At 64.6% G+C, this 16054-nt stretch carries 18 protein-coding genes and 1 tRNA gene; 2 read left to right on the forward strand and 17 right to left on the reverse strand.

The window, feature by feature from the left end; all coding sequences use genetic code 11:
* The first annotated feature begins 7 nt into the window (after positions 1-7).
* A complete protein-coding gene (locus tag AC3B6A_RS19805; protein WP_488398808.1) occupies positions 8-1444 on the forward strand; it encodes a M48 family metalloprotease in 1437 nt (478 codons plus the stop codon).
* Positions 1445-1587: 143 nt separating this feature from the next.
* On the opposite strand, the gene nadA is transcribed toward AC3B6A_RS19805, so the two are convergent.
* The 17 genes from nadA to AC3B6A_RS19890 all read right to left on the reverse strand — a co-directional run bounded on the left by nadA (position 1588) and on the right by AC3B6A_RS19890 (position 15139).
* On the reverse strand, positions 1588-2646 hold the full coding sequence (gene nadA, locus AC3B6A_RS19810; RefSeq protein ID WP_488398809.1) for a quinolinate synthase NadA: 1059 nt from the start codon (positions 2644-2646) through the stop codon (positions 1588-1590).
* 157 nt (positions 2647-2803) lie between these two features.
* A tRNA-Lys gene (locus AC3B6A_RS19815) sits at positions 2804-2879 on the reverse strand.
* 59 nt (positions 2880-2938) lie between these two features.
* Entirely contained in the window at positions 2939-3613 is a 675-nt protein-coding gene (gene queC, locus AC3B6A_RS19820) for a 7-cyano-7-deazaguanine synthase QueC (protein WP_488403648.1), read from the reverse strand.
* A gap of 38 nt (positions 3614-3651) precedes the next feature.
* Positions 3652-4299, reverse strand: coding sequence for a 7-carboxy-7-deazaguanine synthase QueE (gene queE / locus AC3B6A_RS19825; protein WP_488398810.1), 648 nt, complete (start codon positions 4297-4299; stop codon positions 3652-3654).
* 195 nt (positions 4300-4494) lie between these two features.
* On the reverse strand, positions 4495-5325 hold the full coding sequence (ybgF, locus tag AC3B6A_RS19830) for a tol-pal system protein YbgF (RefSeq protein WP_488398811.1): 831 nt from the start codon (positions 5323-5325) through the stop codon (positions 4495-4497).
* Positions 5326-5331: 6 nt separating this feature from the next.
* Entirely contained in the window at positions 5332-5838 is a 507-nt protein-coding gene (gene pal / locus AC3B6A_RS19835; protein WP_488398812.1) for a peptidoglycan-associated lipoprotein Pal, read from the reverse strand.
* 52 nt (positions 5839-5890) lie between these two features.
* On the reverse strand, positions 5891-7189 hold the full coding sequence (gene tolB / locus AC3B6A_RS19840) for a Tol-Pal system beta propeller repeat protein TolB (protein WP_488398813.1): 1299 nt from the start codon (positions 7187-7189) through the stop codon (positions 5891-5893).
* Positions 7186-8208: a cell envelope integrity protein TolA gene (gene tolA / locus AC3B6A_RS19845; RefSeq protein ID WP_488398814.1), complete on the reverse strand. Its 1023-nt coding sequence runs from the start codon at positions 8206-8208 to the stop codon at positions 7186-7188. Before tolA ends, tolB begins: the two co-directional genes overlap by 4 nt.
* Positions 8205-8669: a protein TolR gene (gene tolR, locus AC3B6A_RS19850; RefSeq protein ID WP_488398815.1), complete on the reverse strand. Its 465-nt coding sequence runs from the start codon at positions 8667-8669 to the stop codon at positions 8205-8207. The genes tolA and tolR overlap by 4 nt, the downstream gene beginning before the upstream one ends.
* A 24-nt stretch (positions 8670-8693) precedes the next feature.
* Positions 8694-9389, reverse strand: coding sequence for a protein TolQ (gene tolQ, locus AC3B6A_RS19855; protein WP_488398816.1), 696 nt, complete (start codon positions 9387-9389; stop codon positions 8694-8696).
* 1 nt (position 9390) lies between these two features.
* Complete coding sequence (ybgC, locus tag AC3B6A_RS19860; protein WP_192430549.1) at positions 9391-9837, reverse strand: tol-pal system-associated acyl-CoA thioesterase; 447 nt, start codon at positions 9835-9837, stop codon at positions 9391-9393.
* Positions 9838-9889: 52 nt separating this feature from the next.
* Positions 9890-10948 (reverse strand): Holliday junction branch migration DNA helicase RuvB, encoded by a 1059-nt coding sequence (gene ruvB, locus AC3B6A_RS19865; RefSeq protein WP_488398817.1) that lies wholly within the window; start codon positions 10946-10948, stop codon positions 9890-9892.
* Positions 10949-10958: 10 nt separating this feature from the next.
* Entirely contained in the window at positions 10959-11564 is a 606-nt protein-coding gene (gene ruvA / locus AC3B6A_RS19870) for a Holliday junction branch migration protein RuvA (protein ID WP_488398818.1), read from the reverse strand.
* Positions 11565-11595: 31 nt separating this feature from the next.
* Positions 11596-12120 (reverse strand): crossover junction endodeoxyribonuclease RuvC, encoded by a 525-nt coding sequence (gene ruvC / locus AC3B6A_RS19875; protein ID WP_488398819.1) that lies wholly within the window; start codon positions 12118-12120, stop codon positions 11596-11598.
* A gap of 111 nt (positions 12121-12231) precedes the next feature.
* On the reverse strand, positions 12232-12978 hold the full coding sequence (locus AC3B6A_RS19880; protein ID WP_488398820.1) for a YebC/PmpR family DNA-binding transcriptional regulator: 747 nt from the start codon (positions 12976-12978) through the stop codon (positions 12232-12234).
* 69 nt (positions 12979-13047) lie between these two features.
* Positions 13048-14826 (reverse strand): aspartate--tRNA ligase, encoded by a 1779-nt coding sequence (gene aspS / locus AC3B6A_RS19885; RefSeq protein ID WP_488398821.1) that lies wholly within the window; start codon positions 14824-14826, stop codon positions 13048-13050.
* Between the two features lie 43 nt (positions 14827-14869).
* Entirely contained in the window at positions 14870-15139 is a 270-nt protein-coding gene (locus tag AC3B6A_RS19890) for an FmdB family zinc ribbon protein (protein ID WP_275610770.1), read from the reverse strand.
* 245 nt (positions 15140-15384) lie between these two features.
* Between AC3B6A_RS19890 and AC3B6A_RS19895 the strand changes: the two genes are divergently transcribed.
* Entirely contained in the window at positions 15385-15855 is a 471-nt protein-coding gene (locus AC3B6A_RS19895; RefSeq protein WP_488398822.1) for a Dps family protein, read from the forward strand.
* Positions 15856-16054 lie beyond the last annotated feature (199 nt).

Here is a 16054-nt window from a genome sequence, read left to right on the forward strand (position 1 = left end):
CGTGTACATGAAAGCACTGCGCCCCGCCCTGCTCTGCATCGCCTGCGCCCTGGCGACACCCGCGATGTCGGACGACCTGCCGTCCCTGGGCGACGCCAGCTCGTCCGTCGTCTCCCCGGAGCAGGAGTTCCAGCTTGGCCGCGCTTGGCTGAGCATGTTGCGCAGCCAGGTCGACACGCTCAACGACCCGCAGCTCAAGGACTACGTCGAGGCCACCGTCTATCGCCTGGCCGAATCCAGCGAACTGCAGGACCACCGCCTGGCATTCATCCTGATCCGCGACAAGCAGATCAACGCCTTCGCCGCGCCCGGCGGCGTCATCGGCATCAACGGCGGCCTGTTCTTCTATGCGCAGACCGAGGGCGAATACATCGCCGTACTGGCCCACGAACTCAGCCACCTGAGCCAGCGCCACTTCGCTCGCGGCATCGAGGCCCAGCAGCGCATGCAGGTGCCGGTGATGGCGGCCATGCTGGCCGGCATCGTCGCCGCCGCGGCCGGTGCCGGTGACGCCGGCATCGCTGCGATCGCCTCGACCCAGGCCGCGGCGATCCAGAACCAGTTGCGCTTCTCCCGGCAGAACGAACAGGAAGCCGACCGTGTCGGCATCGCCACCATGGCGCGCGCCGGCTACGACCCGCGCTCCATGCCGAACATGTTCGAGCGCCTGGCCCGCCAGTACCGCTACGAGGGCAAACCGCCGGAGTTCCTGCTGACCCACCCGGTCACCGATTCACGCATCGCCGACACCCGCAACCGCGCCGAACAGTTCCCCACGGGCGGCAAGGAAGACTCACTGCGCTACGAACTGATGCGCGCCCGCGTGCAGCTGATCTTCGAAGAAACCCCCGGCATGGCCGGCAAGCGCTTCCGCGCGGTGCTCAACGACGATCCGAAGAACGACGCGGCGCGCTACGGCCTGGCGCTCTCGCAGATCCGCATGGGCCAGTTGAACGATGCCCGCAGCGCTCTCCAGCAATTGCTGGCCGAGGCGCCCAACGACATCAGCTACAACCTGGCCATGGTCGACCTGGACATCACCGCCAACAAACTCCCCGATGCCCAGGCGCGGGTGCAGCGCCTGCTCGGCCAGTACCCGGAGAGTTACCCGCTGATCCAGGCCCAGGCCGACCTGATGATGAAGACCAACCGCGCCGCCGAGGCGGAGAAGACGCTGTTCAAGCTGTCGCAGAAGCGCCCGCTGGACCCGGATGTCTGGAGCCGCCTGGCGGACGCCTGCACCCTCAGCGGCAACGCCATCGGCGTGTACCAGGCCCGCGCGGAGTACGACGCGCTCACCGGCGACTACAAGCACGCCATCGAGCAACTGGACTTCGCCAAGCGCCGCGCCGGCGGCAACTTCACCCTGGCCGCGCGCCTGGATGCGCGCCAGCAGGAGTTCCGCGAGCAGGAGCGCCTGCTGAAGGAAATGATGGGCCGCTGAGACTGCCCCTGTAGGAGCGAGCTTGCTCGCGAACGGTTTACCGGCCACTACGGTGCTGGGCGATTCGCGAGCAAGCTCGCCTACGAAAAGCGCCAAAGAAAAGGCCCGGTGCAATACCGGGCCTTTTTTGTTTCAACCATGGATCAGGCGTTGCCCGCCAGCTTCAGCCTGGCCGCCTGGGTGAAGTCGAGCATGCGCTTGAGCGGCTTGATGGCCTTGGGAATCAGCGCCGGGTCGACGAATATCTCGCCACTGCCCTCCTTCAGGCACGCCAGGGTGCGCTCCAGGGTATTCATCGCCATCCACGGGCAGTGCGCGCAGCTGCGGCACGTCGCGCCGTTGCCGGCGGTGGGGGCCTCGATGAACTCCTTCTCCGGGCACAGCTGCTGCATCTTGTAGAAGATGCCGCGGTCGGTGGCGACGATGAAGCGCTTGTTCGGCAGCGTCTGCGCCGCCTTGATCAGCTGGCTGGTGGAACCCACCGCATCGGCCAGCTCGACCACTGCCTCGGGCGACTCCGGATGCACCAGGATCGCCGCGTCCGGATAGAGCGCCTTGAGGTCTTCCAGCTGCTTGGCCTTGAACTCCTCGTGGACGATGCAGGCGCCGTCCCAGAGCAGCATGTCCGCGCCGGTCTCGCGCTGGATGTAGCGCCCCAGGTGCTGGTCCGGCGCCCAGAGGATCGGCTCGCCGTTGTCCATCAGGTGCTCGACGATCTCCACCGCGCAGCTGGAGGTCACCACCCAGTCCGCCCGCGCCTTCACCGCCGCCGAGGTGTTCGCATAGACCACCACGGTGCGCTCCGGATGCTGATCGCAGAACGCCGAGAACTCGTCCACCGGGCAGCCCAGGTCCAGCGAGCAGGTCGCCTCCAGGGTCGGCATCAGCACGCGCTTCTCGGGGTTGAGGATCTTGGCGGTCTCGCCCATGAAGCGAACGCCGGCGACCACCACGGTCTGCGCCGGATGCTGGTTGCCGAAGCGGGCCATTTCCAGCGAATCGGAAACGCAGCCGCCGGTTTCCTCGGCCAGCGCCTGGATCACCGGGTCGCAGTAGTAATGCGCGACCAGCACGGCGTTCTGCGCCTTGAGCTCGGCAGCGATGGCGGCACGGTAATCGGCCTCTTCCTGCGCGCTCAGCACCCGCGGCTGCTTGGCAGCCAGGTGAGCCTGAACCAGCAGGCGTTCGGAAATCTGGGACATCGTGTGGAAACCTCGACAGGCACGGCTCTGATTATGCCGACGATTCTATCACCACCGCCTTTCCCGCGACGCGGCGCGCGCGGCCGTATGGCGGACTTTTTCCGGCACATGGCAAAAGCCCCGTGACCTTTCGATCACGGGGCTTTTGCAGATGTGTTGGTGGGTCGTGTGGGATTCGAACCTACGACCAATTGGTTAAAAGCCAACTGCTCTACCGACTGAGCTAACGACCCAACGCGAGGCGTATAATACTGATTTCTAACGCAAAAACAACACCCCTCGAAAACTTTTTTTAAAAATATCGCGTCGGGTCTGCAATTCCGGCCGCACGGAAGCCCTCGGCGCGCAGCCGGCAGCTGTCGCACTTGCCGCACGCGCGCCCGTCATCATCGGCCTGATAGCAGGATACGGTCAGGCTGTAATCCACGCCCTGCGCGATTCCCGCCTGGATGATCTGCGCCTTGGAGAGGAACTGCAGCGGCGCCTGGATGCGGAAGCCCTCGCCTTCCACGCCGGCCTTGGTGGCCAGGTTGGCCATGCGCTCGAAGGCCTCGACGAACTCCGGGCGGCAATCCGGGTAGCCGGAGTAGTCCACCGCGTTCACACCGATGAAGATGTCCCGCGCGCCCAGCACTTCCGCCCAGCCCAGGGCCAGCGAGAGGAATACGGTATTGCGCGCCGGCACATAGGTCACCGGAATGCCCTCGCCCGGCGCTTCCGGCACATCGATGCTGCTATCGGTCAGTGCCGAGCCGCCGATACCGTTCAGGTTCAGGCCGATCACCTTGTGCTCGATGACGCCCAGCTGGCGCGCGACGCGCTCGGCCGCGTGCAGCTCGGAACGATGACGCTGGCCGTAGTCGAAGCTCATGCTGTAGCAGTCATAACCCTGGGCTTTGGCCATTGCGACCACGGTCGCGGAGTCCAGGCCGCCGGAAAGCAGGATCACGGCCTTCTTGTCGTTCATGGCTTTCTTGTCGCGCATAAATCAGGTCTCCTCCGCGCTCAGTGGCCCGGCTCGTCGTTCCAGAGAATCTTGTGCAGTTGCAGTTGCAGACGCACCGGCAGGTTGTCGTCGACGATCCACTCGGCCAGCGCGCGGGCATCCACCTGGCCGTGGCTGGGCGAGAACAGCACCTCGCCGGCACGCCGTTCCAGGCGGTACTCGATGAGCTTGGATACCGCCCAGTCGTAGTCCTCGCGCGAGCAGATGACGAACTTCACCTGATCGTTGGACGTCAGCTCGCCGATGTTCGCGTAGCGATTGCGCGCCACTTCGCCGGAGCCCGGCGTCTTCAGGTCCAGCACGCGGCTGACGCGGCGGTCGGTGGCGGAGATATCCAGGGCACCGCTGGTTTCCAGCGACACGTCGTAGCCGGCGTCGCAGAGACGCTGCAGCAGCGGGATGCAGTTGGGCTGGGCCAGCGGCTCACCACCGGTGACGCAAACGTAGCGCGGCTTGTAGCCGGCGACCTGGTCAAGGATGGCGTCGAGGGACAGGATCTCGCCACCGCTGAAGGCGTAGGCGGTATCGCAGTACTGGCAGCGCAGGGGACAGCCGGTCAGGCGTACGAACACCGTCGGCAAGCCGGTGGTGCGCGTTTCCCCCTGCAACGAGTAGAAAATCTCGGTGATTCGCAGGGTCTGTTGCATATCAGCCACGGGCGTGACGGCGATACAGGCCATCCGCCTCCGTTGCGTTGGAGTCAGGAGCGCGGTGACGCGCTCGGCATATCCCGGAGCGCCGCAGACATCAGCCGAGCTGAAACCGCGGGCGCTTCCGGAGGGCGGGGATTCTAACGAAAAAGCCCGCGACGGGCGCGGGCTTTCGGACTGCTGGGCGATGCCTTACTTGAGGTTCTTCAGGTCGCGCTGGGCCAGCTGCGCGGCGGAGCTGCCCGGATACTGGGCGATCACCTGCTGCAGGATGCCGCGGGCCTTGTCGCTGTTGCCCAGGCGACGCTCGACGTCGGCCAGCTTGTACAGCGAGTCCGGCACCTTGGCGCTGCTCGGGTAGGCCTGGCTGACACGGGCGAAGGCCTGGCCGGCGCCCTGCAGGTCGCCCTTGGCGAGGTTCACTTCGCCGAGCCAGTACTGCGCGTTGCCGGCGTACTGGCTGTTGGGGTACTTGCGCAGGAAGGCGCCGAAGGCCTGGCTGGCCTTGTCGAAGTCCTTGGCCTTGATCAGGTCGAAGGCGGCGTCGTAGTAGAGCTTCTCTTTTGCCGGGTCGCCCGGCTCGCTGCTGGCGGCGGGCTGCTGTGCGGCGGCTGCGCCGGCACCTGCGGCACTGGCGCCGGCAGCGGGGGAATTCTGTTGGGCAGCACCGGCTGCGCCGGCACCCGCGCCGCTGGAGATGCGGCTGTCGAGGTCCTGGTAGCGCTCCAGGTTTTCCTGCTTCATCTGTTGGATCTGGTTCTGCTGCTCTTCGAGCATGCCGCGCAGACGGGACATTTCTTCCTGCATCTGCTGCAGCTGCATGAACAGCTGAGCCTGACCGGAGACGGGCTGACTAGTCATCCCGCCTCCGGCATAGGCGCCCTCAGCGCCTGCGGTGCCATAACCCGAGGGCGGCGTGCTGGCGTAACCGCCATCAGTGCCGTCCTGTACCGGAACCGCGGCCGCCGCCAGGAGGGGCAGGCCGCATGCGATCAAGGTCAGAAAACGCAGGCGCATCGGCATCACGTCTTACTTCTTCAGCTCAACGCGACGGTTCTGGGCCCAGGACTGCTCGTCGTGGCCAGTGGCAACCGGACGCTCTTTACCGTAGGAGACCAGTTCCAGCTGAGCCGGGGAAACGCCCTGCAGAACCAGGTAACGCTGAACGGCCTTGGCACGACGCTCGCCCAGAGCCATGTTGTACTCGCGGGTACCGCGCTCGTCAGTGTGGCCTTCCAGGACAACGCGCTGACCGGAGGACTTCAGGTCCTTGGCGTGTACGTCCAGAGCGCGCATGGCTTCCGGCTTCAGGTCGGAGCTGTCGTACTCGAAGTAGAAGGTGGTGATAGCGCGCAGAGCGGCTTCGTCGCTCAGGGAGCCGTCAACGGCACCGCTGTTTGCGCCGTAGCCAGCGTTCGGGTCAACGCCGCCATTGGCGCCTTCGCCGGAAGCGTCGCCGCCCTTGGAGGAACAGCCAACGGCAACAGCCATGGCCAGAGCAAGCGCGGCAAATTTGCCGAATTTCAGCATTTCCATCATGTAACTCCTAATGAACCCCAGTGTATAAGTTTGAAGCAGTTGGCGACCGTCAGTTCAGGTAAGGGGACCAGGAAGGCTCGCGCACATCGCCCTGAGCGGTGGGAATCGGCAACCGAACGCGTCCATTGATGCTGACGAGCATCAGTACGCCCCGGTCCTGCTGGCGGGTGGCGTATATTAGCATCGTGCCATTGGGCGCAACAGTGGGCGAGTCGTCCAGAGTGGTGTTGGAGAGCACGCGCAGATTGCCGCGCTGAAGGTCCTGCGCCGCGATCTGGAAGTTGGTGAAACCGTCCTGGCGGTGAACCATTACCAGCGTTTTCTCATCCGCGGAAAGTTTCGGGTTGGCGTTGTAGTTGCCAATGAAAGTCACACGATCGGTGGCGCCCGAGTTCACGTTCATCTTGTAGATCTGCGGCTTGCCGCCACGGTCCGAGGTGAAGTACAGGGTCGAGCCGTCCTTGCCCCAGAAGGGTTCGGTGTCGATTGCCTGGTTGTTGGTCAGGCGGCGCAGCTGGCGGCTGCCCAGGTCCATCACGTAGACCTCCGGGTTGCCGTCGCGCGACAGCACGAAGGCCAGGCGGTTGCCGTCCGGCGAGAAGGCCGGGGCGCCGTTGAGGCCTTCGAAGTTGGAGATCTGCTCGCGGCGGCCGGTGTCGACGTACTGCATGAAGATGCGCGGACGCTTCTGCTCGAAGGAGACATAGGCGATGCGGCGGCCATCGGGCGAGAAGCGCGGCGACAGGATCGGCTCGCGGGACTGCAGCAGGGTCACCGGGCGCGCGCCGTCATAGTCGGAGCGCTGCAGGGTGTAGCGGGTGTTGTCCACGGAGAAGCGTTCGGCGGTCACGTAGAGCAGCCGGGTGGAGAACGCGCCCTTGATGCCGGTGAGCTTCTCGAAGGACTGGTCGGCGATGTAGTGCGCCATGTCGCGCAACTGGTCGGTGGTGCCGCCCACGCTGCCGGTCAGGACCTGCTGCTGGGTCGCCACGTTGAACAGGCCGTACTGGATCTGCAGGCGGCCGCCGGCCGGCACGATGTTGCCGATCAGCACGTACTGCGCGCCGAGCGCCTGCCAGTCACGGTAGATCACCTCGCTGGCCTGGGCCGGCTGGCTGATCATGTTCTGCCGCGGGGTCGGTTCGAAGTAGCCGGAGTTGCGCAGGTCGTTGCCGATGACGCTGGACATGTCCTCGGGCAGCACGTTGCCGCCCTGCCAGCCGAACGGGACCACGGCAATCGGGACGGCCGAGTCGCGACCGCTGGAGATCACCAACGGGTCGGCGGCCTGCGCCACGCCGGCCACCAGGGCCAGGGCGAACAGCGCGAAGCGAATCAGGGTACTCACAGACTTAAATCCTCCGGTTTGAAGACGATGCGGCGCTGACGGTAGAGCTGGTCAAAGGTCGCACGATCCAGTTGTTGCATCTCGGGAACCCGGCCGACGTTACGCACCGCCGCCACCGCGGAGGCATCGAACGGCTTGTCGCCACTCGAGCGGGTCACGCTGGCGTTGGTGATGGTGCCATCCGGCAACATCTGGATCAGCACCTCTACGCTCATTCCGTTACGCGCCGATGGCGGGCGGTTCCATTGCTCGCTCACCAGCTTGACGATCAGATCGTCGAGGCTGCCGGCCACTTCGTTGCCCTGCTCGTCAGCCAAGGCCTGCTGCCGCTGCGGAGTGTCCGACAGCAACTCGGCCAGCGCCTGGGCCTTCTTGTCTTCCTGTGCCTTTCGGGCTGCAGCCGCAGCCGCCTTCTTCTTGGCTGCTTCCACCGCGGCGGCCTTCTTCTTGGCCTCGTCTGCAGCGGCTTTCTTCTTCGCGTCCTCGGCAGCCTGCTTCTTGGCCTCTTCGGCCGCCTTTTTCTTGGCGTCCTCGGCGGCCTGCTTCTTGGCTTCTTCCTCGGCCTTCTTCTTGGCGATGTCCGCCTGCTGCTTCTCTGCAGCGGCCTTCGCCGCGGCCTCCTTCTTGGCCGCGGCGGCATCGGCGGCCTTCTTGGCATCGGCCTCTTTCTTGGCTTCAGCGGCCTTTTGAGCTGCGTCGGCCTTCTTTTGTTCCTCGGCCTTGGCAGCAGCGACGGCCTCCTGCTCGGCCTTCTTCTGCTCGAGCTGCTCCTGCTCGTATTGCCGCGCCGCCGTTTTCTTGGCTTCGCCGGCAATCTTCTGGTTGGTCTGCTGGGTCGCCTGGCTCTTGGATTTCAGCTGGTACAGGGTGGCCTGAACGATCGGCCGCGAAGGCGGCAGTTCAGGCGCCATGGCCCAACTGACGAAGAGCATGGCGAAGATCAGGACGTGCAGGGCTACGGCCAGGACGATCGGCCAGAAATAGCTTTCCGAAGGAGAGCGCTCGAGCTGGTGCATCAAGTCCCCGGCGCCTCGGTAATCAGACCGACGTTACCGACACCGGCTTTCTGCAGGCCGCCCATGACGGCCATGACCGAACCGTAGTCGACCGCCTTGTCGCCCCGGACGAAGACCTGGACCTTCTTACCCTGGCGGCTGTTCTCGGCCAGGATGCCAGTGGCAGCGCCGACCAGCTGATCGAGGGACACGGCAGTCTGGCTGCCCTTGCCCTGATCCGGATCGACCTCGGCCCCCATGTTCCAGTAGTAGGTCTTGTCGGCCTTGATGGAGATGGTGAGGACGCGCGAATCGTTGTCCTGCGGCAGCGCCTCGCTGGAAACCTTGGGCAGGTCGACCTTGACCCCCTGGTTGAGCATCGGCGCGGTCACCATGAAAATCACCAGCAGCACCAACATCACGTCGATGTAGGGCACCACGTTCATTTCGGCGACCGGCTTGCGCTTGTGACGAACCCTTGCCATATCGGCTTACCTCTTACGTCGTCTTCAATCGTCGCTGGTGTGCACTTTGCGGTGCAGGATGGCCTGGAACTCGTCGGCGAAGGTGTAGTAACGGCCGATCAGGGTTTCCGAGCGAGCGGCGAAGCGGTTGTAGGCTATGACTGCGGGAATCGCGGCGAACAGGCCGATGGCGGTGGCGATCAGCGCTTCGGCGATGCCCGGCGCCACGGTGGCGAGGGTTGCCTGCTGCACGGCGGCCAGGCCGCGGAAGGAGTTCATGATGCCCCATACGGTGCCGAACAGGCCGATGTACGGGCTGGTGGAACCGACGGTGGCGAGGAACGGCAGGCTGGTTTCCAGCTTCTCTTCCTCACGGGAGATGGCGACTCGCATGGCGCGGGAAACGCCCTCCATCACCGCATCCGGATCGACGCCGGCCTGCTGGCGCAGACGGGAGAATTCCTTGAAGCCGGCGCGGAATATCTGCTCGACGCCGGAATCCGGATCGGGGTTGCTGCCGGCCTGGCGGTAGAGCTTGGACAGGTCGATGCCCGACCAGAAGCGTTCTTCGAAGGTTTCCAGGGCCTTCTTCGCCGAGCGCATCATGTTGCTGCGCTGGAAAATCATGATCCAGGAAGTGACCGATGCGGCCACCAGGGTCAGCATGACCAGCTGTACCACAAGGCTGGCGTTACTGATCAAGCTCCACATGGAAGTATGGTCGACGACGTTCGGTTCCACGTTAATCTCCTGCTGAAAGGGTGTCCGGACTGCCGGCAAATGCCGCGCGCAACACATCTGGGATAGCGCGGGGCTTCAGGTTGTCCGCCCGCACGCACGCCACCAGGAATCGCCCCTCGCAGAGCAAGGTCGAATCCGACGCCCGCCGAACCTGTTGACGAAACTTCAGGCTCGCGCGGTTCAACTCCTCCACCTCGGCACTGACGAGCAGCTCGTCGTCCAGACGGGCCGGCGCGTGATAGCGCGCCTCTGCCGAATGAACGACGAAAAGCAGGTTCTCTCCCGCCAGCTGCGACTGGGCGAAGCCCAGGTCACGCAGCCGCTCGGTACGAGCCCGCTCCATGAACTTGAGGTAGTTGACGTAGTAGACGATGCCGCCGGCATCGGTGTCTTCGTAATAGACCCGATAACGCTGCTGGAACGGCTGACCCCCGTGTTGCGCGCGCATACTCTAGAACCAAGTCAGGGCTTTGCCAATCGGCAATCGCCTACAAATGCAATTAATTACCATCTTCAGGAGCAAACAGATCCGATGCTGCTCCCTCCCCCATCCGCTTCGGCACATTCAGTCCGAAATGCAGGTACGCATGCCGGGTCACCACACGTCCCCGCGGCGTGCGCATGATATAGCCTTGCTGGATCAGATAGGGCTCCAGCACGTCTTCGATCGTGTGCCTTTCTTCGCTGATGGCCGCCGCCAGGTTGTCGATTCCCACCGGCCCGCCGTCGAACTTGTCGATCATGGTCAGCAGCAGGCGGCGATCCTGGTGGTCGAAGCCCCGCTCGTCAACGTCCAGCAGGTTCAGCGCCTTGTCGGCGATGTCGCTGCTGATATGCCCGGTGCCACGCACCTCGGCGAAGTCGCGCACCCGGCGCAACAGGCGGTTGGCGATCCGCGGCGTGCCCCGCGCCCGCCGGGCGATCTCGTAGGCGCCCGCCGGCTCGATTTCCAGCCCGAGGATGCCGGCGGAACGGCTGACGATGGTGGAGAGGTCGTCCACACCGTAGAACTCCAGGCGCTGGACGATGCCGAAGCGGTCACGCAGCGGGTTGGTCAGCATCCCGGCCCGGGTCGTCGCGCCCACCAGGGTGAACGGCGGCAGGTCCAGCTTGATCGAGCGGGCCGCCGGCCCTTCGCCGATCATGATGTCCAGCTGGAAGTCTTCCATCGCCGGGTACAGCACTTCCTCGACGATCGGTGACAGCCGGTGGATCTCGTCGACGAACAGCACATCGTTGGGTTCGAGGTTGGTCAGCAGCGCCGCCAGATCGCCCGGACGCTCCAGCACCGGGCCGGAAGTGCTCTTGATCGAGACGCCCATTTCCTGCGCGATGATGTTCGCCAGGGTGGTCTTGCCCAGACCGGGCGGACCGAAGATCAGGGTGTGATCGAGCGCCTCGCTGCGCCCCCTGGCCGCCTGGATGAACAGTTCCATCTGCTCGCGCACCACCGGCTGGCCGATGTAGTCGGCCAGCTTCAGGGGACGGATGGCACGGTCGAACTGCTCTTCGCGGTCGCGGCCGGATACAGAGGAAATCAGGCGATCAGCTTCGATCATCGATGTCTACCTAGACCATGCCTTTCAACGAGCGGCGGATGAGTTCTTCGCTGGACAGACCTTCCTCCTGCACGGCGGCCACTGCGCGGCTCGCCTCCTGCGGCTTGAAGCCCAGCGCGATCAGCGCGCTGACGGCATCGGATTCGGCGCTTGAGACTGCCGCGACCCGCTTGGGTTCCACCACCAGCGGCGCGATCGACGGAATATTTTCCCAGGCCTTGAAACGATCCTTGAGTTCGACCAGCAGGCGCTCGGCGGTCTTCTTGCCCACCCCCGGAATCTTCACCAGGGTGGAAGTATCCTGCGCCTGGACGCAGCGTACCAGCTCATCGACTTCCAGACCCGACATCAGTGCAAGAGCGAGTTTCGGCCCCACCCCGTTGAGGCGGATCAGCTCGCGGAACAGCTCGCGCTCGCGCTTCTCGGCGAAGCCATAGAGCAGGTGCGCATCCTCGCGCACCACCAGGTGCGTATGCAGCGTCACCGGCTCGCCGACGCCGGGCAGACGATAGAGCGTGGTCATCGGTACTTCGAGCTCGTAGCCCAGCCCGTTCACATCGACGATCAGGTGCGGCGGCTGTTTTTCCGCCAGGGTGCCACGCAGGCGTCCAATCACAGGTAAGCGTCCTTAGTTGCTAGATTCGGGATCACAGGCGCAGGCGGCCGCCGCGTCGGCGCGCACCCACCAGCCCGTGCGGCACCAGGCTCTGCCGGGTATGCGCGTGGCACAGGGCGATGGCCAGGGCGTCGGAGGCATCGATCTGCGGTTTCTGCACCAGCTTGAGCAGGTGCATGACCATCATCTGCACCTGCTGCTTGTCCGCGCCGCCGGTGCCGGCGATGGCCTGCTTGACCTGGCTGGCGGTGTACTCGGCGATCAGCAGCCCCTCTTCCGCCGCCGCGACGATGGCCGCGCCGCGCGCCTGCCCGAGCTTCAGCGCCGAGTCGGCGTTGCGCGCCATGAACACCTGCTCGATGCCCATCATGGTCGGCCTGTAGGTCTGGATGACCTCGCGCACGCCGCGGAAGACGATCTGCAGGCGTTCATGCAGCTCGCCATTGCCGGTGCGGATGCACCCCGACGCCACGTATTCGCAGCCCCGGCCGGTGTCGCGCACCACGCCGAAGCCGGTAATCCGTGAGCCTGGGTCAATGCCGAGAATCAGGGTCATGTCCGTCCGATCACGCCTTGCAGGCCAACGCCAGATACCAAAAACCGGAAGCGGGAGATGCCGCATCCGACCACTCCCGCTTCCGGCTTCGAAGCATCGCCGGTGGTGGGATCAGCCCAGTTGGGCCATCACCTCGTCCGGGATATCCGCATTGGAGTAGACGTTCTGCACGTCGTCCAGGTCCTCCAGCATGTCGATCAGCTTGAGCACCTTCTGCGCGGTTTCCAGGTCCAGGGGCGCAGTGGTCGACGGGATCATGGCGATCTCCGCGTCCTCACCCTTGAAGCCGGCTTCGGTCAGCGCCTCGTTGACCGAGATGAAGTCGGCGAAGCTGGTGAACACGTCGATGGAGCCATCGTCGTTGACCACCACGTCGTCGGCGCCGGCTTCCAGCGCGGCGTCCATCAGGGCTTCCTCGTTCACGCCCGGCGCGTAGCTGATCTGGCCCTTGCGCTCGAACATGTAGGCCACCGAACCATCGGTACCCAGGTTGCCGCCGCACTTGCTGAAGGCGTGGCGCACTTCGGCCGCGGTGCGGTTGCGGTTGTCGGTCATGGCCTCGACGATGATCGCCACGCCGCTGGGCGCGTAACCTTCGTAGGTCAGCTCTGCCATGTTGTCCGCTTCGCCGGAGCCCACGCCGCGGGCGATGGCGCGATCGATGGTGTCGCGGGTCATGTTGGCGGTCAGCGCCTTGTCCACGGCCAGGCGCAGACGCGGGTTGTCCGCCGGGACGCCGCCGCCCTGCTTGGCGGCGACGGTCAGCTCACGGATGAGCTTGGTGAAGATCTTGCCCTTCTTGGCGTCCTGACGTTCCTTGCGGTGCTTGATGTTGGCCCATTTGGAATGACCAGCCATAACTGACTCCGTATCGCTTGTTTCGGCATGCGCCGCCCGGCGGCGGGCAGCGTTGCGGGTTGAATCGACTTACTCGGCGGCCTTCTGCTGCTCGCGCAGGCGGATGTGCAGCTCGCGCAGCGCCTTGCCATCCACGGTGCCCGGCGCCTGGGTCATGACGTCGCCGGCGCTCTGGGTTTTCGGGAAGGCGATGACTTCACGGATCGAGGCCGCGCCGGTCATCAGCATCACCAGGCGGTCCAGGCCGAAGGCCAGGCCACCGTGCGGCGGCGCGCCGTACTTGAGGGCGTCGAGGAGGAAGCCGAACTTCTCTTCCTGCTCCGCATCGTCGATGCCCAGCACGCGGAACACCGCCTGCTGCATGGACTTGTCGTGGATACGGATGGAGCCGCCGCCCAGCTCGGTGCCGTTGAGCACCATGTCGTAGGCACGGGACAGGGCCACGGCCGGGTTGGCCTCCAGCTCCGCCGGGGTGCACTTGGGCGAGGTGAAGGGGTGGTGCAGCGAAGTCAGGCTGCCGTCGTCGTTCTCTTCGAACATCGGGAAGTCCACGACCCACATCGGCGCCCACTCCCTGGTGAGCAGGTTGAGGTCATGGCCGACCTTGATACGCAGCGCGCCCAGGGCGTCGCAGACGATCTTGGCCTTGTCGGCGCCGAAGAACACGATGTCGCCGTCGACCGCGCCGACGCGATCGAGGATCACGTTCAGGTTGGCTTCCGGGATGAACTTGACGATCGGCGACTGCAAGCCTTCCACGCCCTTGGCGCGTTCGTTGACCTTGATGTAGGCCAGGCCCTTGGCGCCGTAGATGCCGACGAACTTGGTGTAGTCGTCGATCTGGCTGCGCGGCATGGAGGCGGCGCCCGGTACGCGCAGGGCGGCGACGCGGCCCTTCGGATCGTTGGCCGGGCCGGAGAAGACCTTGAATTCCACTTCCTTCAGCTGGTCGGCGACGTCGACCAGCTCCAGCGGGATGCGCAGGTCCGGCTTGTCCGAACCATAGCGGCGCATGGCTTCTTCGAAGGGCATGTGCGGGAATTCGTCGAACTCGACATCCAGCACTTCCTTGAACAGCTGGCGCACCATCTTCTCGGTGATCCCGATGATGTCGCTTTCGTCCAGGAAGCTGGTCTCGATGTCGATCTGGGTGAATTCCGGCTGGCGGTCGGCACGCAGGTCTTCGTCGCGGAAGCACTTGGCGATCTGGTAGTAGCGATCGAAGCCGGCCACCATCAGCAGCTGCTTGAACAGCTGGGGCGACTGCGGCAGGGCGAAGAAGTGACCCGGGTAGGTGCGGCTCGGGACCAGGTAGTCCCGTGCGCCTTCCGGAGTCGGACGACCGAGGATCGGGGTTTCCACGTCGAGGAAACCATTCTCGTCCAGGTAGCGGCGGATGCTGCTGGTGATGCGCGCGCGCAGCTTCAGCTTGGCGGCCATTTCCGGGCGGCGCAGGTCGATGAAGCGATAGCGCAGGCGGGTTTCCTCGCCCACGTCGGAATATTCGTCCAGCGGGAACGGCGGAGTCTCGGCCTGGTTCAGCACTTCCAGCTCGTAACCCAGCACTTCGATGGCGCCGGAGGCCATGTTGGCGTTGCGCGCGCCTTCCGGACGCATGCGCACCTTGCCGGTGACCTTCACCACGTATTCGCTGCGCACACGGTCGGCCTTGGCGAAGGTTTCCGCGCGGTCCGGGTCGAACACGACCTGGGCCAGACCCTCGCGGTCACGAATATCGAGGAAGATCACCCCGCCGTGGTCGCGACGGCGGTGCACCCAACCGCAAAGCGTGACTTCCTGGCCGTCCAGGCTCTCGTTCAATTGGCCGCAATAGTGGCTGCGCATCATGGTGTGTTTCGCTTCTCGCAAGTCTTGGATTCTGTGGAACCGCTCATTCGCTGGCGGAGCAGCCGCCACCACCGCAACCGGTGGCCGGACAGGCCGCAGGAGTATCGCCGGAGGCCAGATTCTTCTTCGCCCCGGTCTTGAAGTCGGTCTCGTACCAGCCGCCGCCCCCCAGGCGGAAGCCCGGCGCCGACAGCATCTTCTTCAATTCGGGAGCCTTGCAGGCCGGGCAATCGACCAACGGCGCATCGCTGAACTTCTGAATGGCTTCCAGCTGATGTGCGCAGGATTGGCACTGGTATTCGTAAATCGGCATCGGACACCTTGGCTGAGACAGCGCCACGGGCCCGCGTCCCGCGGCAAAGGCGGGATTATAGCCTGAAAAAACCAAGGGTTGCAGCCGCCCCTCTGTGAGCCGCCGCAGCCTTCGCCGTCGCGACAGGGTGATAGACCAAACCTATCGATCACCTTGACACAAGCCAAGAGCTCCACAAACTCATCGATGCTAGCCTGACCCGCAAGAATCGAATCGACAGCTGAACCGCACCCAAGGAGGTCGCCATGGAAATCAACATCGGAATCGCCGAGCAGGACCGGGCCGCCATTGCCGACGGCCTGTCCCGACTGCTGGCCGACACCTACACCCTTTACCTGAAGACCCACAACTTCCACTGGAACGTCACCGGGCCGATGTTCAATACCCTGCACCTGATGTTCGAGGGGCAATACACCGAACTGGCGCTGGCCGTGGACAGCATCGCCGAGCGCATTCGCGCACTGGGCTTCCCCGCACCGGGAACCTACGCCGCCTACGCTCGCCTGTCCTCGATCAAGGAAGAGGAAGGCGTACCGGATGCCAGGGAAATGATCCGCCTGCTGGTACAGGGGCAGGAAGCCGTGGTGCGCACCGCCCGCAACCTCTTCCCCCTGCTGGACAAGGTCAACGACGAACCCACCGCCGACCTGCTGACCCAGCGCATGCAGGTCCATGAAAAGACTGCCTGGATGCTCCGCAGCCTGCTCGCCGAATAACTCTCCTTTATTAAGGAAGCCCGCGATAGAGCGGGCCTTCCCTTCCCCAGGAGAGGCCTAAGCGGTTGATTTGAGAAGGCAAACGGATTGCGGTTAAATACCGCCGTGCGTTTCGCGCATAGGCCGTCCGACACGCTTTCATACTTTCCTTCAGCGCTGCATCGTCGGACAGCTACTTCTTCGTTACCCGTTCAAGGTG

This window comes from Pseudomonas sp. B12(2026) (assembly GCF_057767015.1).

Bases quoted from the DNA above. Each gene is read 5' to 3' on its own strand.
- AC3B6A_RS19805 (WP_488398808.1), top strand. From the start codon at position 8: ATGAAAGCACTGCGCCCCGCCCTGCTCTGCATCGCCTGCGCCCTGGCG.
- nadA (WP_488398809.1), bottom strand. From the start codon at position 2,646: ATGTCCCAGATTTCCGAACGCCTGCTGGTTCAGGCTCACCTGGCTGCC.
- queC (WP_488403648.1), bottom strand. From the start codon at position 3,613: ATGAACGACAAGAAGGCCGTGATCCTGCTTTCCGGCGGCCTGGACTCC.
- queE (WP_488398810.1), bottom strand. From the start codon at position 4,299: ATGCAACAGACCCTGCGAATCACCGAGATTTTCTACTCGTTGCAGGGG.
- ybgF (WP_488398811.1), bottom strand. From the start codon at position 5,325: ATGCCGATGCGCCTGCGTTTTCTGACCTTGATCGCATGCGGCCTGCCC.
- pal (WP_488398812.1), bottom strand. From the start codon at position 5,838: ATGGAAATGCTGAAATTCGGCAAATTTGCCGCGCTTGCTCTGGCCATG.
- tolR (WP_488398815.1), bottom strand. From the start codon at position 8,669: ATGGCAAGGGTTCGTCACAAGCGCAAGCCGGTCGCCGAAATGAACGTG.
- ybgC (WP_192430549.1), bottom strand. From the start codon at position 9,837: ATGCGCGCGCAACACGGGGGTCAGCCGTTCCAGCAGCGTTATCGGGTC.
- ruvB (WP_488398817.1), bottom strand. From the start codon at position 10,948: ATGATCGAAGCTGATCGCCTGATTTCCTCTGTATCCGGCCGCGACCGC.
- ruvC (WP_488398819.1), bottom strand. From the start codon at position 12,120: ATGACCCTGATTCTCGGCATTGACCCAGGCTCACGGATTACCGGCTTC.
- AC3B6A_RS19880 (WP_488398820.1), bottom strand. From the start codon at position 12,978: ATGGCTGGTCATTCCAAATGGGCCAACATCAAGCACCGCAAGGAACGT.
- aspS (WP_488398821.1), bottom strand. From the start codon at position 14,826: ATGATGCGCAGCCACTATTGCGGCCAATTGAACGAGAGCCTGGACGGC.
- AC3B6A_RS19890 (WP_275610770.1), bottom strand. From the start codon at position 15,139: ATGCCGATTTACGAATACCAGTGCCAATCCTGCGCACATCAGCTGGAA.
- AC3B6A_RS19895 (WP_488398822.1), top strand. From the start codon at position 15,385: ATGGAAATCAACATCGGAATCGCCGAGCAGGACCGGGCCGCCATTGCC.